The organism is Ramlibacter sp. (assembly GCF_050250995.1).
Lineage (GTDB): Bacteria > Pseudomonadota > Gammaproteobacteria > Burkholderiales > Burkholderiaceae_C > Ramlibacter.
In genome coordinates this window covers 12,521-37,634 of the sequence record NZ_JBFWNP010000050.1, presented here as the reverse complement: position 1 = coordinate 37,634, position 25,114 = coordinate 12,521, and the positions used below count along the sequence as shown (strand labels likewise).

At 67.6% G+C, this 25,114-nt stretch carries 23 protein-coding genes; 16 read left to right on the top strand and 7 right to left on the bottom strand.

Translation table 11 applies throughout. From position 1 onward, the window contains the following. Window positions 1-222, bottom strand: a 222-nt coding sequence (locus AB7E83_RS22990; protein ID WP_428573154.1) for a hypothetical protein, incomplete at its 3' end; no start/stop codon positions are given. On the opposite strand from AB7E83_RS22990, the gene AB7E83_RS22985 reads away from it, so the two are divergent. Next, window positions 221-1,756 (top strand): hypothetical protein, encoded by a 1,536-nt coding sequence (locus AB7E83_RS22985; protein WP_428573153.1) that lies wholly within the window; start codon window positions 221-223, stop codon window positions 1,754-1,756. The genes AB7E83_RS22990 and AB7E83_RS22985 overlap by 2 nt on opposite strands. A 15-nt stretch (window positions 1,757-1,771) precedes the next feature. Here the strand turns inward: AB7E83_RS22985 and AB7E83_RS22980 are convergent, their stop codons facing one another. Next, on the bottom strand, window positions 1,772-1,948 hold the full coding sequence (locus AB7E83_RS22980; protein ID WP_428573152.1) for a hypothetical protein: 177 nt from the start codon (window positions 1,946-1,948) through the stop codon (window positions 1,772-1,774). A 175-nt stretch (window positions 1,949-2,123) separates the two neighbouring features. On the opposite strand from AB7E83_RS22980, the gene AB7E83_RS22975 reads away from it, so the two are divergent. Genes AB7E83_RS22975 through AB7E83_RS22965 form a run of 3 tightly spaced genes read left to right on the top strand, consistent with a single transcriptional unit; the run spans window position 2,124 to window position 7,087 of the window. Beyond that, window positions 2,124-3,458, top strand: coding sequence for an aspartate aminotransferase family protein (locus AB7E83_RS22975; RefSeq protein ID WP_428573151.1), 1,335 nt, complete (start codon window positions 2,124-2,126; stop codon window positions 3,456-3,458). 25 nt (window positions 3,459-3,483) lie between these two features. Continuing rightward, the gene (locus tag AB7E83_RS22970; RefSeq protein WP_428573150.1) at window positions 3,484-4,464 is read left to right on the top strand and encodes a TAXI family TRAP transporter solute-binding subunit; all 981 of its coding nucleotides are present in this window, start codon (window positions 3,484-3,486) and stop codon (window positions 4,462-4,464) included. A gap of 25 nt (window positions 4,465-4,489) precedes the next feature. Further along, entirely contained in the window at window positions 4,490-7,087 is a 2,598-nt protein-coding gene (locus AB7E83_RS22965) for a TRAP transporter permease (RefSeq protein WP_428573149.1), read from the top strand. 70 nt (window positions 7,088-7,157) lie between these two features. On the opposite strand, the gene AB7E83_RS22960 is transcribed toward AB7E83_RS22965, so the two are convergent. From AB7E83_RS22960 to AB7E83_RS22950, 3 genes are read right to left on the bottom strand one after another with little or no spacing between them, the layout of a single operon-like run. Next, complete coding sequence (locus AB7E83_RS22960) at window positions 7,158-7,577, bottom strand: RNA-binding S4 domain-containing protein (RefSeq protein WP_428573148.1); 420 nt, start codon at window positions 7,575-7,577, stop codon at window positions 7,158-7,160. Window positions 7,578-7,604: 27 nt separating this feature from the next. Next, complete coding sequence (locus AB7E83_RS22955; protein ID WP_428573147.1) at window positions 7,605-9,014, bottom strand: sensor histidine kinase; 1,410 nt, start codon at window positions 9,012-9,014, stop codon at window positions 7,605-7,607. Then, window positions 9,011-9,688 (bottom strand): response regulator transcription factor, encoded by a 678-nt coding sequence (locus tag AB7E83_RS22950; RefSeq protein WP_428573146.1) that lies wholly within the window; start codon window positions 9,686-9,688, stop codon window positions 9,011-9,013. The genes AB7E83_RS22955 and AB7E83_RS22950 overlap by 4 nt, the downstream gene beginning before the upstream one ends. 107 nt (window positions 9,689-9,795) lie before the next feature. Here AB7E83_RS22950 and AB7E83_RS22945 point away from each other — a divergent pair, with 107 nt between their 5' ends. The 11 genes from AB7E83_RS22945 (at window position 9,796) to AB7E83_RS22895 (ending at window position 21,651) form a co-directional block, all read left to right on the top strand. Beyond that, entirely contained in the window at window positions 9,796-10,749 is a 954-nt protein-coding gene (locus tag AB7E83_RS22945; protein WP_428573145.1) for a Bug family tripartite tricarboxylate transporter substrate binding protein, read from the top strand. Window positions 10,750-10,821: 72 nt separating this feature from the next. Next, complete coding sequence (locus AB7E83_RS22940; protein ID WP_428573144.1) at window positions 10,822-11,349, top strand: tripartite tricarboxylate transporter TctB family protein; 528 nt, start codon at window positions 10,822-10,824, stop codon at window positions 11,347-11,349. Between the two features lie 9 nt (window positions 11,350-11,358). Continuing rightward, a complete protein-coding gene (locus tag AB7E83_RS22935; RefSeq protein ID WP_428573143.1) occupies window positions 11,359-12,852 on the top strand; it encodes a tripartite tricarboxylate transporter permease in 1,494 nt (497 codons plus the stop codon). A 75-nt stretch (window positions 12,853-12,927) separates the two neighbouring features. Then, window positions 12,928-14,163: an ATP-binding protein gene (locus AB7E83_RS22930; protein WP_428573142.1), complete on the top strand. Its 1,236-nt coding sequence runs from the start codon at window positions 12,928-12,930 to the stop codon at window positions 14,161-14,163. Window positions 14,164-14,215: 52 nt separating this feature from the next. Next, window positions 14,216-15,688 carry a sigma-54 interaction domain-containing protein gene (locus tag AB7E83_RS22925; protein ID WP_428573141.1) on the top strand — a complete coding sequence of 491 codons (1,473 nt, stop codon included), beginning with the start codon at window positions 14,216-14,218 and terminating at the stop codon, window positions 15,686-15,688. A 143-nt stretch (window positions 15,689-15,831) separates the two neighbouring features. Continuing rightward, window positions 15,832-17,028 (top strand): substrate-binding domain-containing protein, encoded by a 1,197-nt coding sequence (locus AB7E83_RS22920; protein WP_428573140.1) that lies wholly within the window; start codon window positions 15,832-15,834, stop codon window positions 17,026-17,028. 95 nt (window positions 17,029-17,123) lie between these two features. Then, window positions 17,124-17,960, top strand: coding sequence for an ABC transporter ATP-binding protein (locus AB7E83_RS22915; RefSeq protein ID WP_428573139.1), 837 nt, complete (start codon window positions 17,124-17,126; stop codon window positions 17,958-17,960). Continuing rightward, on the top strand, window positions 17,957-18,679 hold the full coding sequence (locus tag AB7E83_RS22910; protein ID WP_428573138.1) for an ABC transporter ATP-binding protein: 723 nt from the start codon (window positions 17,957-17,959) through the stop codon (window positions 18,677-18,679). Before AB7E83_RS22915 ends, AB7E83_RS22910 begins: the two co-directional genes overlap by 4 nt. Further along, on the top strand, window positions 18,676-19,659 hold the full coding sequence (locus AB7E83_RS22905; protein ID WP_428573137.1) for a branched-chain amino acid ABC transporter permease: 984 nt from the start codon (window positions 18,676-18,678) through the stop codon (window positions 19,657-19,659). The genes AB7E83_RS22910 and AB7E83_RS22905 overlap by 4 nt, the downstream gene beginning before the upstream one ends. Then, on the top strand, window positions 19,656-20,723 hold the full coding sequence (locus AB7E83_RS22900; RefSeq protein ID WP_428573136.1) for a branched-chain amino acid ABC transporter permease: 1,068 nt from the start codon (window positions 19,656-19,658) through the stop codon (window positions 20,721-20,723). Before AB7E83_RS22905 ends, AB7E83_RS22900 begins: the two co-directional genes overlap by 4 nt. 31 nt (window positions 20,724-20,754) lie before the next feature. Next, window positions 20,755-21,651 carry an alpha/beta fold hydrolase gene (locus tag AB7E83_RS22895; protein ID WP_428573135.1) on the top strand — a complete coding sequence of 299 codons (897 nt, stop codon included), beginning with the start codon at window positions 20,755-20,757 and terminating at the stop codon, window positions 21,649-21,651. Window positions 21,652-21,664: 13 nt separating this feature from the next. Here the strand turns inward: AB7E83_RS22895 and AB7E83_RS22890 are convergent, their stop codons facing one another. Further along, entirely contained in the window at window positions 21,665-23,335 is a 1,671-nt protein-coding gene (locus AB7E83_RS22890) for a hypothetical protein (RefSeq protein ID WP_428573134.1), read from the bottom strand. Window positions 23,336-23,387: 52 nt separating this feature from the next. Next, entirely contained in the window at window positions 23,388-24,392 is a 1,005-nt protein-coding gene (gene hemH / locus AB7E83_RS22885; protein WP_428573133.1) for a ferrochelatase, read from the bottom strand. 17 nt (window positions 24,393-24,409) lie between these two features. Here hemH and AB7E83_RS22880 point away from each other — a divergent pair, with 17 nt between their 5' ends. After that, a complete protein-coding gene (locus tag AB7E83_RS22880; RefSeq protein ID WP_428573132.1) occupies window positions 24,410-25,102 on the top strand; it encodes an HAD family hydrolase in 693 nt (230 codons plus the stop codon). The last annotated feature ends 12 nt before the right edge of the window (window positions 25,103-25,114 follow it).

The window sequence follows — 25,114 nt, the reverse complement described above, 5'->3', positions numbered from 1 at the left end:
CCCTGTCGCTCCGCCAAAGAACAAACCCGCCGCAAGGCGGGTTTTGTTTTGGGCAATCGATTTGCTAGGATCGCGGCGCACAAGAAGTAAGAACAGGCAAGAAGGACCGCCGAAGATGAAGAAGCTAGCCGCCTGCGTTGCAGTGTCGTTGTTCGTTGCGGGCTGTGGAGGGGGAGGGGAGACACCGCAGGCGAGCGCCGCGAATGCAGCGCCTGCTTCCATGGCAGTGGCGCAGGCGATGCGCGCCAACGAGCCCCAGCAGGCGCAATCGCAGGACGGAACGTCGGTCGCGCTGCGCTTGCACCAGGCGTGGTACGGCACCGCGCCGTCGAACACCGACATGCGCACCTATGCGGCCACCGTCTCCGCCAGCGGCGCGCTCGCCCAGTCGAATCGCTTCGCCAACGATGCGGCAGGCCTGAGCGACACGGCGCTCGCGCAGCGCGTCCTGGACAACACGCGCATCACCGCGGCCAGCACCAATCCCGTCTCGTACTCCCTGTTGCGCGATGCGGTGGGGCAGATCTTCGCCGCCTACGGGCCGGCCGCGCGCGGCCAGATCGTGCTGAACCTGGTCAACCTGCTCATCGAACTCGAGGCCGACGCCTCGTTCGCGAACGCGGCGCGCTCGTTCAACCAGCAGGTGAGCGCGAATGCCGCGCACAGCGCGAGCGCGGTGTCGGCGGCGACGGTGAGAACCTCGACCTACACGTCGGCGTATAACGAGTGCTTCGTCGGCACGCCGCTGCTCTACACCACGACCTACTGCGACGCCTATGCGGCGGCGCGCGACCAGGGGGCGAGCGCGTCCGCGGCCAACACGTTCGGCGCTTCGGCCGCGGGCAGCAACGTCGGCAACATCGGAATGGGCGGCACGATCACGTCCACCGGAACGCCTGCCGGCGGCTCCACGGGCGGCACGTCGTCGGGTGGAACGTCATCGGGTGGAACGAGCGGCGGCACGTCCTCCGGCGGAACTTCGTCGGGAGGAACCTCGTCGGGAGGAACCTCGTCGGGCGGCACCAGCAGCGGCGGCACGTCCACCGGCGGCTCGCGTCCCGCCAACATCGACTGGACCTCGTCCTACTCCGCCGACGAACAGGTCAACGAAAGCCCGACGCTGCGCGAGAACGAACGCAAGGGCTGGACCTTCAACGTCACCGGCGCGCCGATGGACATCGAGGTCGTGTTCGCCGCGCAGTACTCGGCCGACCTCTACGTGATGGACGCCGGCAGCGTCAACGCGTGCGTCAACGGCGGCAGCTTCAACTACTACCCCAACTGGTCGTTCCGCGGGCAGTACGGCTTCAACTCCTTCACCATGCCGGTCGGCAACTACGGCCTGTGCCTCGTCAACCGCAACCGCGGCTCGAATGCAACGCGCTTCGAGTTCCAGCGGCAGTTGACGGTGTCCGGCTTCGCGTACGACGGCACGCGCTTTCCCATCGTGGCGCAGTCGGTGAGCGCGGGCAGTCGCTTCGTCCAGACCGTGACCGTCGGCGCGAACTACCGCGTCATCATCGACGGCGCCAACAGCGGCGGCGTGTTCTATGTGATCCCGACGTCGGAGCAGGCCAACTTTCTCGCGGGTCGCGGCTTCCGGTACTACACATCCGAGCCGTGCGCGGGCGCCGACCGTGCGGCGCCGGGGCTATGCGAGATTCGGAGTGCGGGCGAGTACGCGCTCGCGTATCACAACGACACGTCGCAGCCGCAGTCCATCGTGATCGTCGGGCGGGACTACGTGCCGCGGTGAGGCCGGCTCGACGGCTCAGTGGCGCGCTTCGCGTGCGCCCTGCGAGGCTTGCGGCCGATCGCCGCTCTTGTCCGGGCGGGCCGTGCGGCCTGCGCGTTCGCGCTCGACTTTCGACAGGCCGTAGGACGCGGCCGTGACGGCGAGGATCCTGGGCACGCGCTGGAGGATGGAGGCCGTCTTGTTCTGATTCATTGTTGTTCCCCGGATGCCTGTTGTTGTGTGTGACTTCAGCGCGGGATTGTGGGACCGTTCGATGACTGCGCCGTGACGGTTCCTCTCGCTTCAATTTGTAAGACGGAGCCCACAAATCTTCTTGAGCTGGAAACGCCTGGAGCTCTTAGACTTCTTTCACTCCCGGAGACCCCCGATGCGCAGCACCCACGTGATTCATCGCCACCTGCATCAACTGCCGCCGGTTGCGGTGGCCGGCGACGGGGTGTGGATCACCGACGCGCAGGGCCATCGCTATCTCGATGCCTCCGGCGGCGCCGCAGTGTCGTGTCTCGGCCACGGCCATCCCGACGTGATCGCGGCGATGCACGCGCAGATCGACAAGCTCGCGTACGCGCACACGAGCTTCTTCACGACCGAGGTGGCGGAGGAATTGGCGGATCGGCTCGTCGCAACCGGACCCGAGGGCACGAGCCACGTCTACTTCGTGAGCGGCGGCTCCGAGGCCGTCGAGGCGGCGCTGAAGATGGCGCGCCAGTACTTCGTCGAGACCGGGCAGCCCGAGCGCACGCACTTCATCGCGCGCCGCCAGAGCTATCACGGCAACACGCTCGGCGCGCTCGCGGTCGGCGGCAATGCGTGGCGGCGCGAGCCCTTCGCGCCGATCCTGGTCGAGGCGACGCATGTCTCGCCTTGCTACCCCTACCGCGAGCAACTGCAGGACGAAACGCCGGAGCAATACGGCCAGCGACTCGCGAACGAACTCGAGACCGCCATCGAACGCGTCGGCCGCAACAAGGTCATCGCCTTCGTCGCCGAGACCGTGGGCGGCGCCACTGCGGGCGTGCTCGTTCCGGTGCCCGGCTACTTCAAGGCCGTGCGCGAGGTGTGCGATCGCCACGGCGTGCTGCTGATCCTCGACGAGGTCATGTGCGGCATGGGCCGCACCGGCACATTGCATGCGTGCGAGCAGGAGGAAATCGCGCCCGACCTGCTGGTGGTGGCCAAGGGACTCGGCGGCGGCTACCAACCCATCGGCGCGGTGCTCGCGCAGCGGCGCATCGTGGAGGCGATGACGGCGGGCTCGGGCTTCTTCCAGCACGGGCACACCTACCTGGGGCATCCGGTGGCGTGCGCGGCCTCGCTTGCAGTGCAGAAGGTGATCGAGCGCGACGGACTGCTCGCGAAGGTGCGCGAACGCGGTACGCAACTCGTTCAAGTCCTTCACGAAACGTTCGACGGCCACGAACACATCGGCGACATCCGCGGCCGCGGCCTCTTCTGGGGCGTGGAGCTCGTGCGCGATCGCGCGACCAAAACGCCCTTCGATCCGGCACACAAACTGCATGCGCGCATCAAGCGCGAAGCGATGGCGCGGGGCTTGATGGTTTACCCGATGGGCGGCACGGTGGACGGCCGCTATGGTGATCACGTCCTGCTGGCGCCGCCCTTCGTCGCCTCGGAAGACGATCTCGCGATCGTCGCCGAGCGGCTGCACGGCGCGATCCAGGCGGCCGTACCCCATTCGTGACCCAGCCCGACCGGAGTTCATCATCATGCGTCTTTCCCCTCTTGCACAGTCGCTGCTCGGCGCAGCCGCGCTCTCGGCCTCGCTCTTCAGCGCGCCCGCGGCGGCGCAGCAGAAGTTCATCACCATCGGCACGGGCGGCGTCACGGGCGTGTATTACGCGGCGGGCGGCGCGCTCTGCCGCCTGGTGAACAAGGACCGTGCGAAGCACGGCATCCGCTGCTCGGTCGAGTCCACCGGCGGGTCGGTCTTCAACGTCAACACGATCAAGGCCGGCGAGCTCGACCTTGGTTTCACGCAGAGCGACGTGCAATACAACGCCGCGAAGGGCATCGCCAACTTCAAGGACGCCGGCGCCTACCGCGACCTGCGCGCGGTGTTCTCGGTTCACCCGGAGCCCTTCACCGTGCTCGCCCGCAAGGAAGTGAACGCGAAGACGCTCGCCGACCTGAAGGGCAAGCGCTTCAACATCGGAAACCCCGGCTCGGGCACGCGCGCGTCGATGGAGGAACTCATGGGCGCGATGGGCTGGAAGATGGGCGACTTCTCGCTTGCCGCGGAACTCAAGGCCGACGAGCACGGCCCCGCGCTGTGCGACGGCAAGATCGACGGCTTCTTCTACGGTGTCGGGCACCCCAGCGCGAACATCCAGGACCCGACGACGACCTGCGGCGCGAAACTGGTGTCGGTCACCGGTCCCGCCGTCGACAAGCTGCTTGCCGACAAGCCGTACTACGCCAAGGCGACGATCCCCGGCGGCCTGTATCCGAACAACCCGGACGCTGCGACCACCTACGGCGTGCTCGCAACGGTGGTTGCCTCCGCCAAGACGCCGCCCGACACGGTGTACCAGGTCGTGAAGGCCGTCTTCGACAACTTCGACGAATTCAAGAAGCTGCATCCGGCGCTCGCGCACCTGAATCCGCAGAACATGGTGAAGGACGGCCTGTCCGCGCCGCTGCACGAAGGCGCGGCGCGCTTCTACCGCGAGAAGGGCTGGATCCGCTAGGCGCCCCGCGTAGCGCGGCGTCACGATGGCTTCCGACATCGAGAAGGCGCCCGAGGCGCTGCAGCAGCTGGTGGCCGACACGGACACCGGCGCGCGCACGCCGGGCGGCGGCGTCGCGTACCTGATCTTCGGCGTGGCGCTCGCCTGGGCGCTCTTCCAGGTCTGGTATGCCTCGCCGCTGCCCTTCGTGCTGGGCTTCGGCGTGCTCAACGACACGGAGGCGCGCGCCGTCCATCTGGCCTTCGCGTTCTTCCTGGCCTTTCTCGCGTGGCCGGCCGGCCGAAGGTCGCCGCGGGATCGCGTCCCCGTGCTGGACTGGGTGTTCGCGTTCGCGGGCGCCTTCGCCGGCGCTTATCTGCTGCTCTTCTACGCGCAGCTCGCCACGCGGCCGGGCCAGCCGACCCCGATGGACGTCGCCACGGCGACGGTGGGCATGGTCCTGCTGCTCGAAGCCACGCGGCGCGCAGTGGGCTGGCCGATGGCCGTGCTCGCCGTGCTCTTCATCGGCTACGCGATGGCGGGCCCCTGGATGCCCGAGGTGCTGCAGCACAAGGGCGCCTCGCTCAACCGGCTCGTATCGCATATGTGGCTGACGACCGAAGGTGTCTACGGCATCGCACTCGGCGTTTCCACCGGGGCCATCTTCGTGTACGTGCTTTTCGGCACGCTGCTCGACCGCGCGGGCGGCGGCAACTACATGATGCAGGTGAGCTTCGCGGCGCTGGGCCACCTGCGTGGCGGCCCGGCGAAGGTGGCGGTGGTGTCGTCCGCGCTGAACGGCATGATCTCCGGCTCCTCCGTCTCGAACGTCGTGTCGGGCGGAATCTTCACCATCCCCTTGATGAAGAAGGCCGGCTACGGCGGCGTGAAGGCCGGCGCCATCGAGACCATGAGTTCGGTCAACGGCCAGATCATGCCGCCCGTGATGGGGGCCGCGGCCTTCCTGATGGTGGAGTACGTCGGCATTCCGTACGCGGAGATCGTGAAGCATGCGCTGCTGCCGGCGCTGCTGTCTTACATCGGCCTGTTCTACATCGTCCATCTCGAAGCATTGAAGATGGGCATGGAGCCGCTCGTGCGGCGCACGGGCCGTCCGCTGCGCGCCGCCGCCCTGCGCTGGGGGCTCGGCCTGTCGGGAACGATCGTCGTCGTGGCCGCGCTTTACTACCTTCTTCAAGGGGTGAAGCTGGCGTTCGGCTCCGCCGCGCCCTGGGTGCTCGCCGTGGTCGTCGCGGCGCTTTACGTCGCCGCGATCCGCGAGGCGGCCCGCTGCCCCGACCTCCCGCAGGACATCGACATCGAGAACCCGCAGGTGCTCGACACCTGGCCGACCGTGCGCGCCGGACTGCACTTCCTCATCCCCATCGGCACGCTGATCTGGTGCCTGATGGTGGAAGAGATGTCGCCGTCGCTCTCCGCGTTCTGGGCGATCGCGGCGCTCGTGGCGCTCATGCTCACTCAGCGTCCGCTCGTGGCGTGGCTGCGGCGCGCGCCTGCGCAGGGCGCCTGGCGCGCGGGCTGCGGCGAGGTGGTGCATGGCTTCAACGATGGCGCGCGCAACATGATCGGCATCGCCATCGCGACGGCCACCGCGGGCATCATCGTCGGCGGCATCACGCTCACGGGGCTCGGCCTGCGCATGACGGAGTTCGTGGAGTTCGTCTCGCAGGGCAACGTGATGGCGATGCTGCTGTTCATCGCCTTCGTCTGCCTGGTGCTGGGGCTGGGTGTTCCAACCACGGCCAACTACGTTCTGGTGGCGACGCTCATGGCGCCCGTGGTGGTGGAGCTCGGCGCGCAGGGCGGGCTGGTCATTCCGCTGATCGCGGTGCATCTTTTCGTCTTCTACTACGGGATCATGGGCGACATCACGCCGCCCGTGGGACTCGCGACCTTCGCGGCGGCGGCCATCTCCGGCGAGGACGCGATCCAGACCGGCATCCAGGGCGCGCTCTACGCGCTGCGCACGGTGATCCTGCCCTTCATCTGGATCTTCAATCCGCAGTTGCTGCTGATCGACGTGCGCGACGTCGGCGAACTCGTGCGCGTGGTCGCGGCGAGCACGGTGGCCATGCTGGTCTTCGCCGCCCTCACCATGAACTGGTTCCGGGTCCGCAGCCGCTGGTGGGAGAACGTGCTTCTCGCCATCGCCGTCGCGCTGTTGTTTCGCCCCGACTTCCTCATGGACCGCTTCGTGCCCGAGTACCGCGCGGCGCCGGCCTCGCAATTGATGGAGGTGGCCCGCGCTGCCCCCGCGAACGAGCGCCTGGTGCTGGTGATCCAGGGCACGTCCCTGGAGGGCAAGGACATCGTGAAGACCGTAGCGGTCAACCTGGGCCCGGTGGCCGAGGATGGACGCAGGAGGCTGTCGCAGGCCGGTCTGCAGGTGGCGGGGCTCGGCTCGAAGATGCAGGTGGGCGCCGTGAAGTTCGGTTCCCGCGCCCAGAAGGCGGGCTTCGAGCCGGGCTGGGAGATCACCTCGGTGCAAGTGCCGAGCGACCGGCCCACGCCGCATTGGTTCTACCTGCCGGCGCTGCTGCTGATCGCGGGGGTGTGGGTCGTGCAGGGATTGCGGCGCGGGGGGGGCGCTACGGCGTCCCGCCGCGCGGCAATGCGGCCCTGATGGATCCGCAGCGGCCGCGGTCCTGGCGTGGAAAGTCTGACCCGCTTCCAGGCCAAGGCACAGGCGCTGCTCACTCCGAGTCGTCGAGCGACGCGCTCCAGCGGTCGCCCCAGCGCTCGCGCGATTCCTCGATCTCGCGCCGGTCGCGTTTCGTGGGACGGCCGTGCTCGATGGAGAGCGAGGGCTCCGGCGAAAGCCGCCGCTGCTCGGCCGCCTGCTCGCGCAGCTTCAGGCTCTCGACCGTCTCCTCGTAGAGCTGCTGCGCGACGGGTGCCGGCCCCCGCATGTTGGACAGGCCCATCACCACCACGGTCCGCACGATGCTGTCTCGGCGCACCGCCACCGTGTCGCCCACCTTCACCTCGCGGGCGGGTTTCGCTTCCTGCCCGTTGACCTCGACGCGGCCCTTGCCGATTTCCTCGGTCGCGAGCGAGCGGGTCTTGTAGAACCTCGCGGCCCACAGCCATTTGTCGATGCGCAGTCGTTCCATTCGGTCCCTGTGTCTTCGTCTCCGTCGTCAGCCGCCATTCTCCGCCAGCGGCAGGCGTACCGTGGCATCCAGACCCACGACGCGCCCCGATGCCGTGCGGTTTTCGAGCGTGATCGCACCGCCGAGCGCCCGGACGATCTCGTCGCAGATCGCGAGACCAAGGCCCGAGCCCGTGAGGCTGTCGCCTGCCGAGAAAGGCTGGAAAAGCCGCGTGCGAAGCTCGGCCGTGATGCCGGGCCCGCCGTCCGCGACGACCAGCGCGACGGCACGGCCATCGGCCACCACGCGCACGTCGAGCATGCCGTGGACCGGCGTGTGCCGGATGGCGTTGTGCAACAGGTTGCGTGTCAGCTCGCGCAGCATCCACTCGTGCGCACGCACCGACGCCGGCACGGTCTCCAGCCCGAAGTCGATCTCCTTGTCGGCCACGAGCGGCGCGAGGTCGAGCGATACGGCGCGAACGACTTCCGCCAGGTCGGTCACGTCCGCCTGCGACTGTTGGCGCAACTGCTCGACCTTGGCGAGTGCGAGCATCTGGTTGGCGAGCTGCGTCGCGCGGTCGATCGTCGTGCTGATTTCGCGCAGGGCCTGCGTGGGCTCTACGTCGTGGCGCAGGGCCGACTGCACCTGCGTCTTCAGCACCGCGAGCGGCGTGCGCAGCTGGTGCGAGGTGTCGCGAACGAAGCGCTTCTGGTTCTCTAGCAACTGCGCGAGCCGGGTCATCACGTCGTTGGTCGCGTCGAGCAGCGGCAGCAGTTCGCGCGGTGCGCCGGCCGTCGAGATGGGCGTGAGGTCGCCTTCGGGCCGCGCCTGCAGTTCGCCGCTGAGCTGGCGCACCGGCCGCGTCGTCCGCTGCACGACGAGCACGACGACCGCCGCGAGAACGAGCACGAGGACCGCCTGGCGCCACAGCGTGTCGACCAGCACGGCGCGCGCGAGCGTCTGCCGCAGCTCCAGTGTTTCGGCGACCTGCACGACCGCCATGCCGCGGCCCTGCGAACTCGCCACCGGTTGCAGCAGCACCGCGACGCGCACCTCGCGGCCTTCGTAGGTGTCGTCGTAGAAATCGACGAGGGCCGCATAGGGGGGCCGCGCCGGCAGCGTGCCGCGCCAGAACGGCAGTTGCGCGTAGCCCGAGATCATCTCGCCGTGGAGGTTGGAAACGCGATAGACCATCTGGCTGCGGTTGTCCGCCTCGAAGGCTTCGAGCGCGGAGTAGGGCACCGTCGCGTGCAGCTGCGCGAGTTCGTCGTAGCCCTCGACGTCGAGTTGCTCGCCGATGACCTTGGCCGATGCGAGCAGGGTGCGGTCGTAGGCCGTGTTCGCGGCGACCAGCGCCTGGCGGTAGAGGCTCGCGCCGTTGAACGCGGTGAGCGCGACGACCGGCACGAGGATGCCGACCAGCAGGCGGCGGCGCAGCGAGAGGCCTTGAATCATGTGGCCTTGGCCAGGTAACCCAGCCCGCGCAAGGTCACGACGGTCACGCGCGTGGCGGCGAGCTTCTTGCGCAGGCGGTAGGCGACGACTTCCACCGCCTCGGGGTTCACCTCGGGCTCGCCGGGAAACACGGCGTTGAAAAGCCGCTCCTTGCCCACGGCCTGTCCGGGCCGCGCGAGCAGCGCCTGCAGGAAGGCGGCTTCGCGCGGAGTGAGTTCGAGCACGCTGTCGCGGCGGTAGACCGCGCCGCTCTCCGGGTCGAGCCGCAAATCGCCGAATTCGACGAAGCGCGAGGTGGCAGGCGCCGACGCGCCCGCGTGGCGGCGCACGAGCGCTTTCAGGCGCGCCTCGAGCTCGTCGAGGTCGAAGGGCTTCGGCAGGTAGTCGTCCGCGCCCGCGTTGAGGCCCAGCACGCGGTCGCCGACGGTCCCGCGCGCGGTGAGCAGCAGCACCGGCGTTCGCAGGCCGCTGGCTCGGGCCTGGGCCAGCACTTCCAGGCCGTCCAGCCCCGGCAGGGTGAGGTCGAGCAGCACGGCGTCGGGCTCGGTCGAGCGCCACAGCGCGAGCGCCTTGCGCCCGTCGTCGCAAGAGGCGAGCGTCATGCCGCGGCGCGCAAGCGTCCGCTCGAGCGTCTCGCGCATGGCGGCATCGTCTTCGACCAGCAGCACTTTCATCTGGCCGTGACTTTAGTAGTTTCCCGGATGAGCCGGACAGCCGATTGAAAGCCGGCGGGGGCATGATCGCTCCTGTCGGAAAACTTTCCTCTCATGGAGACACAAACATGAAACGCGACGAATTCCTCAAGGCGCTGGCCGCATTGGCCGCGGCGGGCGCGCTGCCCCTCTCGGCGCAGGCCGCCACCGCCGTCAAGATGATGATTCCCGCCAACCCCGGCGGCGGCTGGGACACGACGGGTCGCGCACTTGGCAAGGCGCTGCAGGAAGCGAAGGCGGCCGACAGCGTGCAGTTCGAGAACAAGGGCGGCGCCGCGGGCGCGCTGGGCCTGGCGCAGTTCGTCAACGCGAGCAAGGGCGACGGCAACGCGATGATGGTGATGGGCGCCGTCATGCTGGGCGGCATCATCACCGGCAAGCCGCCGGTGAACCTGTCGACCTGCACGCCGATCGCGCGGCTCACGAGCGAATACAACGTGTTTGTGCTGCCGGCCAACTCGCCGCACAAGACGATGGCCGACGTGGTCGCGCAGCTCAAGAAAGACCCGGGCAGCGTCAAGTGGGGCGGCGGCTCGCGCGGATCGACCGAGCACATCGCGGCGGCCATGATCGCGCGCGCGGTCGGCGTCGACCCCGCCAAGATCAACTACGTCGCCTTCCGGGGCGGCGGCGAAGCCATCGCGGCCATCCTGGGCGGCAACGTCACGGTGGGCGGCAGCGGCTACAGCGAGTTCGCGGAGTACATCAAGGCCGGCAAGATGAAGCCGATTTCCGTCACCTCGCCGAAGCGCCTGAACGACGTGCCGACGCTCAAGGAGCAGGGCATCGACGTCGAAATCGGCAACTGGCGCGGCGTCTACGGCGCGCCCGGCATCAGCGCCGCGCAGCGCAAGGCGCTGACCGACATGGTGATGGCGGCCATCAAGACGAAGTCGTGGCAGGAATCGCTGGCCAAGAACGACTGGACGCCGGCGGTGATGACCGGCCCCGCCTTCGACGAGTTCGTCGAGCGGGAGTTCGCGAGCCTGCGCGCGACGATGGTGAAGTCCGGGATGGTCTGACGCGCACGCGCGCGGCATGCAAAACACGCCCGGCCCCTGCCGGGCGTTCTTTCACCTGGAGGAGAAAACGAGATGACGCAGACAAGCCAACTTCCCGGCGACGCGAAGCTCGCGCAGACGCTGGTCGGCGCGGGCATCGTGCTGCTGGGGCTCACGCTCGGCGCTGGCGCGGCGGTCGTGCCTTCGGTGGCCGGCTACGGCGGTGTCGGCCCCAACTTCCTGCCGTGGGTGGTGTCCATCGTGCTCGTCATCTGCGGCGCGCTGATCGTCCGCGAGGCGCGCACCGGCGGCTTTCGCAAGCTGGAGGAACCGACGGGGGCGGCACGCGGCTGGTGGCCCGCGCTTGCCTGGATTTCGGCCGGGTTGCTGTCCAACGCCGCGCTGATCGCCGTCATCGGATTCATCCTGAGCTGCACGCTGTGCTACCTGCTCGCGGTGCAGGGCATGCGGCGCTCGCAGGGGCAGGCGGGCGTGTCGAGCGCGCGCACCCTGGCCATTGATGCGTTCACCGGCTTCGCCATCTCCGCGCCCGTGTTCTGGATGTTCACGCAGTTCCTCGGCATCAACCTGCCGGGGCTCACCCCCACGGGCTGGATCTAGGAGCGCGCCATGGACATCTTTGCTTCGCTCCTCCAGGGCTTCGCCACCGCCATCAGCCCCGCCAACCTGGTGTGGGCCTTCATCGGCTGCGTGCTCGGCACGGCGGTCGGCGTGCTGCCCGGCATCGGCCCGGCCGTGGCCGTCGCGATGCTGCTGCCAATCACGGCCAAGGTCGACATCACCGCGTCGATGATCTTCTTCTCGGGCATCTACTACGGTGCCATGTACGGCGGCTCCACCACGTCGATCCTGCTCAACACGCCCGGCGAGACGGCGAGCATGGTGACGGCGATGGAAGGCAACAAGATGGCGAAGAACGGCCGTGCCGGCGCGGCGCTCGCCACCTCCGCCATCGGCTCGTTCATCGCGGGCACGGTCGCCACGGTGTTCGTCACGCTGTTCGCGCCGATCGTGGCCGAATACGCGGTCAAGCTCGGCCCGCCGGAATATTTCCTGCTCATGGTGCTGGCGTTCACGACCGTGAGCGCGGTGCTCGGCAACAGCACGGTGCGCGGCATGACCTCGCTCTTCCTTGGGCTCGGCATCGGCTGCATCGGCCTCGACCAGATCTCGGGCCAGCCGCGCTACACCATGGGCATTCCCGAACTGCTCGACGGCATCGAGATCGTGCTCGTCGCGGTGGGCCTGTTCGCGGTGGCCGAGGTCCTGCACTTCGGCATCTACGAAGGCCGCGTCAGCGACACGCAGAACGCGATGAGCCGCGTCTACATGACCGGGCGTGAATGGAAGCGTTCGATCGGCGCATGGCTGCGCGGCACCGCCATCGGCGCGCCGTTCGGCTGCATTCCCGCGGGCGGCACCGAAATCCCCACCTTCCTCAGCTACGCCGTCGAGAAGAAGCTGGCGAAGGGCGAGAACCGCGAGGACTTCGGCACGAGGGGCGCCATCGAAGGTGTGGCCGGACCCGAGGCCGCGAACAACGCCGCGGTGACCGCCGCGATGATCCCTCTGCTCACGCTCGGCATTCCTACGTCCAACACGACGGCGGTGCTGCTCGGCGCGTTCCAGAATTACGGCATCCAGCCGGGGCCGCAGCTTTTCACGACGTCGGCGGCGCTCGTCTGGGCGCTGATCGCCTCGCTCTACATCGGCAACGTGATGCTGCTGATCCTGAACCTGCCGCTCGTGAAGATCTGGGTGCAGCTGCTGAAGATTCCCAAGCCGCAGCTCTATGCCGGCATCCTGATCTTCGCGACCGTCGGGGCCTACGGCATGCGCCAGAGTTCGTTCGACATCGCGCTGCTGTGGGGCATCGGGCTGCTCGGGCTGCTGATGCGGCGCTTCGACTTTCCGACCGCGCCCGTGGTGGTCGGCATGATCCTCGGCCCGCTCGCCGAAGCGCAGATGCGCAACGCCGTGTCGATCGGCGAAGGCAGCTTCCGCGTGTTCGTCGAGCGTCCGATGTCGATCGGGCTGATCGTCGTGATCGTGGCGGTGGTGGTGCTGCCGCGGGTGTATCGGCGGATGAAGAGGGTGGCGTAGGTCACCGAGGGGCGGAGCAAAAACCATGAAATTCGAAAGTCTGACTTTCGAATTTCATGGTGATACCATGCGCCCATGATCCCCCGCCCCGAGCTCGAATTCGCCTTGCGGCGCGCGTTGGGGCGCTCCCGGGGCGTTGTTCTCATCGGACCTCGGCAGGCCGGCAAGAGCACGATCGCGCAGCAGTTCCTCAGCCGCAATTCTCCCAACTACTTCGACCTCGAATATCAGCCCGGCTTCGAACGCCTGGCCGAGCCCGTCGCGGTGCTGGAGAACCTGCAAGGTCTCGTGGTCATCGACGAAGTCCAGCGGCGCCCCGAGCTGTTTCCGCTGCTGCGCGTGCTGATGGATCGATCCGACGCGCCGGGGCAATTCCTGCTGCTCGGCAGCGCGTCCCCCGATCTTTCGCGGCAGGCGGGCGAGTCGCTGCTCGGGCGCGTCGAGGTCGTCGAAGTGGGCGGATTCGACCTGCGCGAAGTGATGCAGGCCGGACATTGGCGCAATGACGTCGCGGACATGCTGTGGTCGCAGGGCGGCTTTCCCCGCTCCTGGCTTGCGACATCGGAGGAAGACAGCTTTGCCTGGCGCAACGACGCTGTCTCGCTCCACGTGCGCAACGACATGCCCCAGTTCGGCCTGGACGTCACGGCGCCCACCATGCTGCGTTTCTGGGCGATGCTCGCCCACTATCACGGGCAGATCTGGTCCGCGGCGGATCCGGCTCGCTCGCTCGGCGTCTCCGAGCCGACGGTGCGCCGCTATCTCGACATCCTCACGCAGACGCTGATGGTTCGGCAGTTGCAGCCGTGGCACGAGAACCTCGGCAAGCGGCAGGTGAAGGCGCCCAAGATCTACTTCAGGGACACGGGCCTGCTCCATGCGCTGATGGGCATCCGCTCGTTCACCGAACTTCTGTCGCACCCGAAGGCCGGCGCGAGCTGGGAGGGCTTCGCACTCGAGCAGGTGCTGCGCATGGCGAAGCCGGACCACGCCTGGTTCTGGGCCACGCATCAGGGCGCCGAGCTCGACTTGCTGATGTTTCGGGGCCCGCAGCGCATCGGCGTCGAATTCAAGCGAAGCCTGGCGCCGAAGGTCACGCCCAGCATGCGTATCGCCATCGACGACCTGAAGCTCGATGCGATGTACGTGGTCTATCCGGGTGAGCATCGCTATCCGATTGGGGAGGGCGTCGAGGCCGTGCCGCTGTGGGCGATGCTGCCGCATGAGTCTCCGGTGGGAGCGCAAACGGGGTCAGAGCACGATTTCGAATCGGACCGTGGCGTTGTGCAAAGACCTCGCGCGAAATCGTGATCTGACCCCATTTGCTTGCGCCATTCACTTTCGCGTGCGTTAGCATTTCTCCATGACCCCCGACCGCTCCCTCCCGCTGGACGGCCAGCGCATCCTGGAGCTGGCCGCGCGCTCGATGTTCGACCTGTTCGCCAACGCGAGCGAAGGCATGCTGCTCGTCGACCGCGACGCGCGCGTGGTGTGGATCAACGACCAGTACCGGCGTTTTCTCCCCGCGCTCGGCTTTCCGAAGGAAGAAGACTTCGTCGGCCACCCCGTTTCCGAGGTCGTGCAGAACACGCAGATGGACCGCGTGATCGCGAGCGGCAAGCCGATCCTCATCGACCTGCTCACCAACCGCGCAGGGACTTTCGTCGTGAGCCGCATTCCGCTGCGCGACGAGGCGGGACAGGTGATCGGCGCGCTCGGCATCGTGCTGTTCGACCATCCCGAGACGACGCTGCAGCCGCTCATCCACAAATTCGCGGCCCTGCAGCGCGACCTCGACGACGCGCGACGCGAACTCGCCACGCAGCGCCGCCACAAGTACACGCTGGCGAGCTTCATCGGCAGCAGTCCGGCAGCCGCCGAAGTGAAGCGGCACGCGCGGCGCGCCGCCACGTCGAACAGCCCCGTGCTGCTGCTCGGCGAAACCGGCACCGGCAAGGAACTGCTCGCGCATGCGATCCACGCGGCGTCGTCGCGCTCGGGCGGACCGCTCGTCAACGTGAACATCGCTGCCGTGCCCGACACCCTCCTCGAGGCGGAGTTCTTCGGCGTCGCGCCCGGCGCGTACACCGGCGCCGACCGCAAGGGCCGCGACGGCAAGTTCAAGCTTGCCGATGGCGGCACCCTGTTCCTCGACGAGATCGGCGACATGCCCGCGACCTTGCAGCCGAAGCTGCTGCGCGCGCTGCAGGAGGGCGAGATCGAGCCGCTCGGCTCCAACAAGCTCGTGCGCTTCGACGCGCGCGTGATCGCGGCCACGTCACGCGACCTGGCGTCGCTGGTGCGCGAGGGCAAGTTCCGCGAAGACCTCTACTATCGCCTCAACGTGCTGCCGATCCGCGTGCCGCCGCTGCGCGAGCGGCGCGACGACATTCCCGCGCTCGTCGAAGTGCTGTCCGAAGACATCGCGCTGCGCAGTGGCGCCGCGCCGTTCGACGTGACGGCCGACGCCATGGCGATGCTCGTCGCGCAGCCCTGGCGCGGCAATACTCGCGAACTGCGCAACGTACTGGAGCAGGCCGCGATCCGCAGCGACTCGCCGCACCTCGGCGTCGACGACCTCACCGCCGTGCTGCGCGCCTCGGGCGCCGATCGCATCGCGCCGCCGCTCGCGCCCTTGCCGCGCGGGGATCGCCCTGTCGATGCGGACCTGCGGCCACTCGCCGAACAGGTGGCCGAACTGGAGCGGCGCGCCATCATCGCGGCCATGGCGAAAACCCAAGGCAACAAGGTCGCGGCCGCCAAGCTGCTCGGAATCTCGCGGGCGAAGCTCTACGAGCGGCTCGATGAAATGTCTGAATTTAAAGCATCTGCCTGAATTTCAGTCACTTCGAAGTGTCTGTGATTCAGGCATTTCTTCCCGCGATATTCTGCGATCCTTTGGAAATCAACGACTTGCGTGATGGCACACCTCATGCATGAGCGGGTCTGCCTTTGCAGTCCAAATATCAGGAGACATCCATGTTCCGTCGCACCTGGCTGGCGCTCGCCGCGCTTGCCTGCAGCTCGATCGCACCGAGCCTCGTCCTCGCCCAGGGCAAGGAAATCAAGATCGCCCACATCTACAGCCGCACCGGCCCGCTCGAAGCCTACGGCAAGCAGACCCAGGTCGGCCTGCAGATGGGCCTGGAGTACGCCACGGGCGGCACGATGACGGTCAACGGCCGCAAGATCGTGCTCATCGAGAAAGACGACCAGGGCAAGCCCGACGTGGGCAAGAGCCTGCTGGCCACCGCGTACAGCGACGACAAGGTCGACCTCGCCATCGGGCCGACCTCCAGCGCCGTCGCGCTCGCCATGCTGCCCGTGGCCGAGGAATACAAGAAGGTGCTGATGGTCGAGCCCGCGGTGGCCGACGCCATCACCGGCGACAAGTGGAACCGCTACATCTTCCGCACCGGCCGCAACAGCTCGCAGGACGCGCTGAGCAACGCCGCCGTCGCCGACTTCCCCGACGTTTCCATCGCCACGCTCGCGCAGGACTACGCGTTCGGCCGAGACGGCATCAAGGCGTTCAAGGAGTCGCTGAAGAAATCGAAGATCGTGCACGAGGAATACCTCCCGCAGAACACGACCGACTTCACCGCCGGCATCCAGCGCATCGTCGATCAGCTCAAGGACAAGCCAGGCCGCAAGTTCATCGCCGTCGTGTGGGCCGGCGCCACGCCGCCCTTCAACGCGCTGGCCGCGCAGAACCTGAAGACGCGCTTCGGCATCGACGTCGCGAGCGGCGGCAACATCCTGCCCGCGATGGCCGCGTACAAGCAGTTCCCCGGCATGGAAGGCGCGACCTACTACTACTTCGGAATCCCCAAGAATCCGGTGAACGAGTGGCTGGTCGCCAACCACTACCGGCAGTTCAAGGCGCCGCCGGATTTCTTCACGGCCGGCGGTTTCTCCGCCGCCATGGCCGTCGTCGCGGCGCTCAAGAAGACCGCGGGCGACACGGGCACCGAGAAGATGATCACCGCCATGGAAGGCATGTCCTTCGACACGCCGAAGGGAAAGATGTGGTTCCGCAAGGAAGACCACCAGGCCATGCAGAGCATGTATCACTTCCGGATCAAGAACGACCCGGCCTTCGCCTGGGGCGTGCCGGAACTCGTGCGCGAGATCAAGCCGGAAGACATGGCGGTTCCGATCAAGAACAAGCGCTGATCGGCTGAACTCCCGAACGCGGGGAAGGGCGCATGCCCTCCCCGAGGCTCCTCGCGCACCGCGCGGGCGGGCACCGCTCACCCTTCGAGGACCGCATGAGCCTCCTGGCGACCCAAGACCTCACCATCCGCTTCGGCGGACACGTCGCGGTGAATGCCGTCACGTGCTCGTTCGAGCCCGGCACGCTCACCGCCATCGTCGGCCCCAACGGCGCAGGCAAGACGACGTACTTCAACCTCATCTCCGGCCAGCTCAAGGCGAGCGCCGGCACGGTGACGCTGGCGGGCAGGGATCTTTCGGGCCACTCCGCGTCGCAGCGCACGCGCGCCGGCCTGGGCCGAGCGTTCCAGCTCACCAACCTGTTCCCGCGACTGACCGTGCTGGAGAACGTGCGGCTCGCCGTGCAGGCGCTGGCCGATGGCGACCACCGTCACGGGCTGAACCTCTGGAGCATCTGGAGCGACCACGTGGCGCTGACGAAGCGCGCGGACGAGATCCTCGATGCGGTCGCGATGAAGGACAAGGCGCAGGAGTTCGTCGCCAACCTGCCGCACGGCGACCAGCGCAAGCTGGAGGTGGCGCTGCTGATGGCGCTGAACCCCAAGGTCTACATGTTCGACGAGCCGACCGCCGGCATGAATGCGGCCGAGGCCCCGGTCATCCTCAACCTCATCCGAAAGCTCAAGGCGGACAAGTCGAAGACGATCCTGCTCGTCGAACACAAGATGGACGTCGTGCGCGAGCTCGCGGATCGCATCATCGTGCTGCACAACGGGTCGCTGGTGGCGGATGGCGAGCCTGCGGAGGTCATCGCGTCGCCGATCGTGCAAGAGGCTTACCTGGGGCTGGCGCCCCAGGACGCCTCCGCGCAGGTTGACGCTCCCCCCCATCCCGGCCTTCCCCCTCCAGGGGGAAGGAGCGAACAGCCATGAACGATCTGCTCACGCTGTCGGGTGTGCAGACGCACATCGGCGCGTATCACATCCTCCATGGCGTCGATCTGTCCGTGCCGCGCGGCCAGCTCACGATGCTGCTCGGGCGCAACGGCGCGGGCAAGACGACGACGCTGCGCACGATCATGGGCCTGTGGCGCGCTTCGCAGGGCCGCATCGCCTTCGGCGACAAGGACATCACGCAGATGCCCACGCCGCAGATTGCCGGCCTCGGCATCGCCTACGTCCCCGAGAACATGGGCATCTTCGCCGACCTCACGGTCAAGGAGAACATGCTGCTCGCCGCGCGCGGCGCGAAGTCGGTCGACGACATGGACGACAAGCGCCTGAAGTGGATCTTCGGCCTTTTCCCCGCGGTCGAAAAGTTCTGGAACCACCCGGCCGGCAAGCTCTCGGGCGGGCAAAAGCAGATGCTTGCCGTGTCGCGCGCCATCGTCGAGCCGCGCGAACTGCTGATCGTCGACGAGCCGAGCAAAGGGCTCGCCCCCGCGATCATCAACAACATGATCGACGCCTTCGGCGAGCTCAAGGCGAGCGGCGTGACGCTGCTGCTCGTGGAACAGAACATCAATTTCGCCAAACGCCTGGGCGACACGGTGGCCGTGATGGACGACGGGCAGGTCGTGCACGCCGGACCGATGCGCGAACTGGCGGAGAACGAGGAACTGCAGCACTCGCTGCTGGGGCTGGCGATATGAGTTTCTTCGACGACTTCGACTGGAAGCCGATGGCGCTGGTGCCCGTGCTGGCGCTGGTCGTGCTGCCCTTCATCGGCTCGCCGTCCACCTGGCTCACGCTCACCGTCGCCGGCCTCGCGATGGGCATGATCGTGTTCATCATCGCGTCGGGGCTCACGCTCGTCTTCGGTCTGATGGACGTGCTGAACTTCGGGCATGGCGTGTTCATCGCGCTCGGCGCTTTCGTCGCGACGAGCGTGCTGGGCAGCATGGGCGACTACACGGCGTCCGCGAGCTTGTGGAAGAACCTGCTGGCGGTGCTGCCCGCAATGGTCGTCGCCATGCTGATCGCGGGCGCGATCGGCCTGGCCTTCGAGCGATTCATCGTGCGCCCGGTGTACGGCAACCACCTGAAGCAGATCCTCATCACCATGGGCGGCATGATCATCGGCGAAGAGCTGATCAAGGTCATCTGGGGGCCGCAGCAGATTCCGCTGCCGCTGCCCGAGGGCATGCGCGGCACGCTGCTGTTCGGCGACGCGGCCGTCGAGAAGTACCGGCTCATCGCGGTCGTGGTCGGCGCGCTCGTGTTCGGCGCGCTGCTGTGGACCTTGACGCGCACCAAGATCGGCCTCTTGATCCGCGCGGGCGTCCAGGACCGCGAGATGGTCGAATCGCTCGGCTACCGCATCAAGGTGCTGTTCGTTGGCGTGTTCGTCGTCGGCAGCGCACTGGCCGGGCTCGGCGGCGTGATGTGGGGCCTGTACCAGCAAAGCGTCATTCCGCAGATCGGCGCGCAGGTCAACGTGCTCATCTTCATCGTGCTGATCATCGGCGGGCTGGGCTCGACCACGGGCGCGCTGATCGGCGCGTTGCTCGTGGGCCTGATGGCCAACTACACCGGCTTCCTCGTGCCGAAGGCGGCGCTCTTCTCCAACATCCTGCTCATGATGGCCATTCTTCTGTGGCGGCCGCAGGGCGTCTATGCCTTGTCGAAATGACGCTCGCTGACCGCCTGCTCTCGCGCGACTACCCGCGCAACCGCGTCCTGGCCGCGGTGCTCGTCGCCATCCTCGTCGGCCTCGCGTTCACGCCCTTCATCTTTCCCGGCGTGAAGGCGCTCAACGTCGCGGCCAAGGTGCTGATCTTCGTGGTGCTGGTCGCGAGCTTCGACCTGCTGCTGGGGTACACCGGCATCGTGAGCTTCGCGCACACGATGTTCTTTGGCATCGGGGCCTATGGCGTGGCGGTCGCATCGACGCGCATGGGCGCGAGCTGGAGCGCGCTGGGTGTCGGCATCGTCGTCGCGCTGGCGCTGTCTTTCGTGCTCGCGCTCGCCATCGGCCTCTTTTCGTTGCGGGTGCGGGCGATCTTCTTCTCGATGATCACGCTGGCCGTCGCGGCGGCATTCCAGACGTTGGCCTCGCAGTTGTCCGAAGTGACGGGCGGAGAAGACGGCCTGACGTTCAAGATGCCGGAGCTGCTCGCGCCCAGCCACAAGTTCTCCGAAACGCCTTTCCTCGGCGTGTCGCTCGACGGCCGGCTGCTCTCGTACTACCTGCTGTTCGTCGTGGCGATGGCGCTGTTCCTCGCCATGCTGCGCATCGTCAACTCGCCCTTCGGCCGCGTGCTCCAGGCGATCCGCGAGAACGAGTTCCGCGCCGAAGCCATCGGCTATCGCGTCGTCGTGTACCGCACGACGTCGAGCATCCTGTCCGCGCTGTTCGCCACGCTCGCGGGCGCCATGCTGGCGGTCTGGCTGAAGTACAACGGCCCGGACACCTCGCTCTCGTTCGAGATCATGCTCGACGTGCTGCTGATCGTGGTCATCGGCGGCATGGGAACGATGTACGGCGCCGTCATCGGCTCGGCGCTCTTTCTCGTCGCACAAAGCTATCTGCAGGACCTGCTCAAGCTGGGCAGCGAAGCCGCGTCGGGCCTGCCGTGGCTCTCGGCGCTGTTGTCGCCGGACCGATGGCTGCTGTGGCTCGGCGTGCTGTTCGTGCTCTCGGTCTACTACTTTCCCACGGGCATCGTCGGGAAGTTGCGCGCGCGCGGTTGCTAGACGCGCCGCAGGCAAGGAAAAGGCAATCGACATGTCCCCCGCATCCCACTACGTCACCTGCGCCGGGCGCGAAATCCACTACACCGAGTGGGGCGCGGCCAACGGGCGCGCCGTCGTCGCGTGGCACGGCCTCGCGCGAACGGGCCGCGACATGGACGAACTCGGCGACTGGCTCGCACGCCGCGGCTTTCGGGTGATCTGCCCCGACACGATCGGGCGCGGCTTCAGCCAGTGGAGCCCCGACCCGGGCAACGAATACCAGCTCTCGTTCTATGCGCGCATCGCGGCGGACCTGCTCGATGCGCTGGGCATCGGACAGGCGCACTGGGTCGGCACCTCGATGGGCGGGTCGATCGGCACCGTGTGCGCGGGTGGCCTCGTCGAGCCGCGGCTCAAGGGCCGCATCCTCAGCCTCGTGCTGAACGACAACTCGCCCCGGCTCGCAGCCGCGGCCATCGACCGCATCCGCGCCTACGCGGGCAATCCGCCGGCGTTCGACACGATGGCGCAGCTCGAAGCGTTCTTCCGGCAGGTGTACAAGCCCTTCGGCTGGCTGAGCGAACAGCAGTGGCGGCGCATGGCGGAGACGTCGGCGCGGCGCCTCCCCGACGGCCGCATCACGCCGCACTACGACCCCGCGATGGTGCGGCAGTTCGTCGACCATCCCGACGACTACGAACTGTGGGACGACTACGACGCGATCCGCGTGCCGGTGCTCGTGCTGCGCGGTGCGGAATCCGACCTCGTGCTGAAGGATTCGGTGGAGGAGATGATGCAGCGCGGGCCGGGGTTACTGGGTCTGACGCGCGTCGTCGAGATCGCCGGCTGCGGGCATGCGCCGGCGTTGAACGTGCCGGAGCAACTCGAACTGGTGAGCGCGTTCATCGAGCGATGCGATCGCGTGCCGGCCGAGAAGACCGCGGCCTGACCCTTCGCCGAGGCTACAGCTCCGGGCGATCCGCGGCTGGAGACGCGCCCAGCGGCGCAAGCGTCCGGCCGGCCGGCGAATTGAAGATCGCCAGCGCCGTGGAATCCATCAAGGGCAGAACGACGTACTTGCAGTCGCCGCATGCCGGCAGCGACGCCGGCACGTCGTCCGCTTCGAGCAGCAGCAGCGCGGGCACGCCGCGCGCGCTTGCGAGCGCGAACGCTTCCACGGCGAGCGCGTGGCCGAAACTCGCGACGGCGAGCCGTGAATCGGACAACAGGGTTTCGACATCGTCCGCGCCGTCGGAGGCGAATCGCAGGCTTTGCGGTGCGACCTTGTGGAACGCCATGGCCTGGCCGAACCGCCGTTCCTGCGACGGGTCGAGCACGCCGCCATCCAGCATTTCCCAGGCCAGGCGACGGGTGAGCGAAAGACGGCGGTCGATCGTCGACGCCCAACCCGCGTACGTCGCTTCGAAGTCGGCGCTTTGCGCGCAGTAGAAGGCGACCGAAGCCACGTTGCCGACCGGCCGCGTGTCGACGGCGCCCCGCAGGGCTTCGGTCACGAGCGGCACGGTCCGCGCGGTGCCGTGGCGCGCGACGAAGATCTTCTCGACGCCCTGCGCGGACACGAGCGAGCCGACGAAGCGGCGAATCGCACGCGGATACCGGGCGGGTGGACATCCCTTTGCGGAGGAGCCGGCGCCATCGAGTTCGACTGCGCCGGCGCGACGGGCGGCGAGGCCTTGCAGTCTTGCCACATTGGTCTCGGGCACGATCAGCGCGATGCTCGCGTTCCGGTTGAAAGGGCCCTGCGCGACGGCAAACCCTTCCTCCACGAAATAGGGCAGGACTTCGTCGGCGGAGAATTTTGAATTGGACAGGCACTGGCTGCTCACGATGACCGCGACGCTGCCGGGCGCCGCGGCGTGGCGTCGGCGGAAGGCATCGTAGTTGGCATTGAAAGAGTCGCCGTCCTTGGATTCGAGCGCGTACGGAGACTTGCCGTTCTCGGGGCGCCAGGGTCGCCAGAACGTTTCCTGGTCGAAGCGCACGGCCAGGCCATGGTTGGCGCCGACATCGGCGAGATAGATCACGTCCTGGCCGGGTCTTCCCGGCGCGACCATCCGACCTTCGATCAGGCGTGCCATGTCCTGAGAAGGCACGTGCAGGCGCAGGGCGCACGGCGTCGCTTCGGGTCCGGCCAGCGCTTCCTGGAATCGGGCCGCCGCCGTCGGCTCCATCAGCTCCGGGAATTCGGCAATCAACTCCGCCATCCAGCGCGACGCGTCCGCGCGCAGATGCGGCGCGGCGATGTTGCCGGCATGAACGTCCCAGTATCGCGGATAGCTCGGAGACATTTCCCGGCAGACGACGAACTCGCGACCCAGGCTTTTCAGGGTCTGCGCCAGCTCCGCCATGATGGGCAGGTTCTCCGAGTCGCCATGAAGGCTGGTGAAGTAGAAGTGCGTGACGCCGTCCTCGATGGCGTCCCCGACGGCGTCGGAGAGGAACGGGTCGATGGCGCCTGCGGGGGGCTCTTCGTCCAGGGCCGCATCGGGCGGCGGCATGCGGGGGGCCGTCGCCGAATCGGCGAGTGCAAGTCGAGCGTCGATGCCGTTGCCCGATGTCGACGCGGCGACGAGGGCTGCGGCGGACCAGAGGGGGAACCCGATGCGGAACATGAACGCATCGTCATCGACGTCGCGCCGTCCGACCAGCGGACGTTCGTCTAGGTCAGGCCCCGCGCGGAAGGGCGCCTGCCGCGATGCCGCCCAGTGCCGCGATCCACGCAGCGTCGTCGTTCAGGCAGGGGATGTAGCGGAAGTCCTTCCCGCCCGCTGCGATGAACGCATCGCGCACTTCCATCGCGATCTCCTCCAGCGTCTCCAGGCAATCCGCCGGGAAGCCGGGACACACGATGTCGAGCCGCTTCACGCCGCGCCTTGCAAGCTGCTGCACCGTCGGCTCGGTATACGGTTCGAGCCATTTCGCCTTGCCGAATCGCGACTGGAACGTCATCGACCAGGCGGCGTCGTCGAGGTTCAGCCGCATCGCGAGCTTCTGCGCCGTGCGCTTGCATTCGTCGAGATAGGGGTCGCCGTGGTTCACGCAGCGCTCGGGGATGCCGTGAAAACTCATGACGAGATGCTCGGCGCGGCCGTTCTCGCGCCAATGCCGTTCGATGCGGCGCTGCAGCGCCTCGATGTAGCCCGGATCGTCGTGATAGCTGTTCACGAAGCGCAGCTCCGGGAGCTTGCGTTGGCGCGCGGTCCAGTCGGACACCGCGTCGATCACGCTTGCGACGGTTGTCGCCGAATACTGCGGATAAGCGGTCAGCACGACGATGCGCGTCACACCCGAAGCCATCAGCGCATCGAGCTGCGATGCGATCGACGGTTTGCCGTAGCGCATCGCATGAACCACCTTCACGCGGTGCCCCTTTTCACCGAGCCAGCCTTGCAGACGCAGCGCCTGCCGCTGGGTCCACACCTGCAGCGGCGAGCCTTCGGGCAGCCAGATGCTTCGGTACTTGGCCGCGGACTTCGACGCGCGCAATGGAAGGATGACGCCATACAGCAGCGGCAACCACAGCGCTCGCGGAATTTCCACCACGCGAGGATCGGCGAGGAATTCGGCGAGGTAGCGGCGCACGGCGCCGGGCGTGGGTTCGTCGGGCGTGCCGAGATTGCAATAGAGAACGGCGCTTCGTACAGCGTCCGTCGTGGAAGTCGAGGGCATTGGGTTATTCTCGCCGCATGCTCGACGTCGCCAAAATCAGGGCCATCTCGCTCGACCTCGACGACACCCTGTGGCCGATCTGGCCCACGATCGAGCGTGCCGAGAAGGCGTTGCACGACTGGCTGACCGAGCACGCGCCGATGGCCGCGGCGCTGTTTTCGAGCCCGGCCGCGCTGCGCGAAATTCGCGACTACATGTATGCGTCGAAGCCGGAGCTCAAGCACGACCTGAGCGCGTTGCGCCGCGAGTCGATCCGGCTCGCGCTGTACCGCGCGGGCGAGAATCCGCTGATGGCCGACGAAGCCTTCGAGGTCTTCTTCGCCGAACGCCAGCGCGTGACGCTGTTCGACGACGCGCTGCCCGCGCTCGAATTCCTGGCGGCGCGTTATCCGCTGGTGAGCCTGTCGAACGGCAACGCCGACCTGCATCGCGTCGGCATCGCGTCGCACTTCGTGGCCGCCATCACCGCGCGCGAGTTCGGCGTGGGCAAGCCCGATCCGCGCATCTTCCACGCGGCCGCAGGCGCGGTCGAGGTCATGCCGGAGGCCGTGCTGCACGTGGGCGACGACGCGACGCTCGATGCGCTGGGCGCGCTCAACGCGGGCATGCAGGCGGCGTGGATCAACCGCAGCGACCATCTGTGGCCGCACGAGCAGCAGCCCCATGCGACGCTCGCGAACCTCACGGAGTTGTGCGAGCTGCTGAAGTAGCCGCGCGCCCGC

Bases quoted from the DNA above. Each gene is read 5' to 3' on its own strand.
- AB7E83_RS22955 (WP_428573147.1), bottom strand. From the start codon at position 9,014: ATGATTCAAGGCCTCTCGCTGCGCCGCCGCCTGCTGGTCGGCATCCTC.
- AB7E83_RS22910 (WP_428573138.1), top strand. From the start codon at position 17,957: ATGAACGATCTGCTCACGCTGTCGGGTGTGCAGACGCACATCGGCGCG.
- AB7E83_RS22985 (WP_428573153.1), top strand. From the start codon at position 221: ATGGCAGTGGCGCAGGCGATGCGCGCCAACGAGCCCCAGCAGGCGCAA.
- AB7E83_RS22880 (WP_428573132.1), top strand. From the start codon at position 24,410: ATGCTCGACGTCGCCAAAATCAGGGCCATCTCGCTCGACCTCGACGAC.
- AB7E83_RS22900 (WP_428573136.1), top strand. From the start codon at position 19,656: ATGACGCTCGCTGACCGCCTGCTCTCGCGCGACTACCCGCGCAACCGC.
- AB7E83_RS22915 (WP_428573139.1), top strand. From the start codon at position 17,124: ATGAGCCTCCTGGCGACCCAAGACCTCACCATCCGCTTCGGCGGACAC.
- hemH (WP_428573133.1), bottom strand. From the start codon at position 24,392: ATGCCCTCGACTTCCACGACGGACGCTGTACGAAGCGCCGTTCTCTAT.
- AB7E83_RS22930 (WP_428573142.1), top strand. From the start codon at position 12,928: ATGATCCCCCGCCCCGAGCTCGAATTCGCCTTGCGGCGCGCGTTGGGG.
- AB7E83_RS22950 (WP_428573146.1), bottom strand. From the start codon at position 9,688: ATGAAAGTGCTGCTGGTCGAAGACGATGCCGCCATGCGCGAGACGCTC.
- AB7E83_RS22940 (WP_428573144.1), top strand. From the start codon at position 10,822: ATGACGCAGACAAGCCAACTTCCCGGCGACGCGAAGCTCGCGCAGACG.
- AB7E83_RS22925 (WP_428573141.1), top strand. From the start codon at position 14,216: ATGACCCCCGACCGCTCCCTCCCGCTGGACGGCCAGCGCATCCTGGAG.
- AB7E83_RS22980 (WP_428573152.1), bottom strand. From the start codon at position 1,948: ATGAATCAGAACAAGACGGCCTCCATCCTCCAGCGCGTGCCCAGGATC.
- AB7E83_RS22895 (WP_428573135.1), top strand. From the start codon at position 20,755: ATGTCCCCCGCATCCCACTACGTCACCTGCGCCGGGCGCGAAATCCAC.
- AB7E83_RS22920 (WP_428573140.1), top strand. From the start codon at position 15,832: ATGTTCCGTCGCACCTGGCTGGCGCTCGCCGCGCTTGCCTGCAGCTCG.
- AB7E83_RS22890 (WP_428573134.1), bottom strand. From the start codon at position 23,335: ATGTTCCGCATCGGGTTCCCCCTCTGGTCCGCCGCAGCCCTCGTCGCC.
- AB7E83_RS22975 (WP_428573151.1), top strand. From the start codon at position 2,124: ATGCGCAGCACCCACGTGATTCATCGCCACCTGCATCAACTGCCGCCG.
- AB7E83_RS22905 (WP_428573137.1), top strand. From the start codon at position 18,676: ATGAGTTTCTTCGACGACTTCGACTGGAAGCCGATGGCGCTGGTGCCC.
- AB7E83_RS22935 (WP_428573143.1), top strand. From the start codon at position 11,359: ATGGACATCTTTGCTTCGCTCCTCCAGGGCTTCGCCACCGCCATCAGC.
- AB7E83_RS22945 (WP_428573145.1), top strand. From the start codon at position 9,796: ATGAAACGCGACGAATTCCTCAAGGCGCTGGCCGCATTGGCCGCGGCG.
- AB7E83_RS22960 (WP_428573148.1), bottom strand. From the start codon at position 7,577: ATGGAACGACTGCGCATCGACAAATGGCTGTGGGCCGCGAGGTTCTAC.
- AB7E83_RS22970 (WP_428573150.1), top strand. From the start codon at position 3,484: ATGCGTCTTTCCCCTCTTGCACAGTCGCTGCTCGGCGCAGCCGCGCTC.
- AB7E83_RS22965 (WP_428573149.1), top strand. From the start codon at position 4,490: ATGGCTTCCGACATCGAGAAGGCGCCCGAGGCGCTGCAGCAGCTGGTG.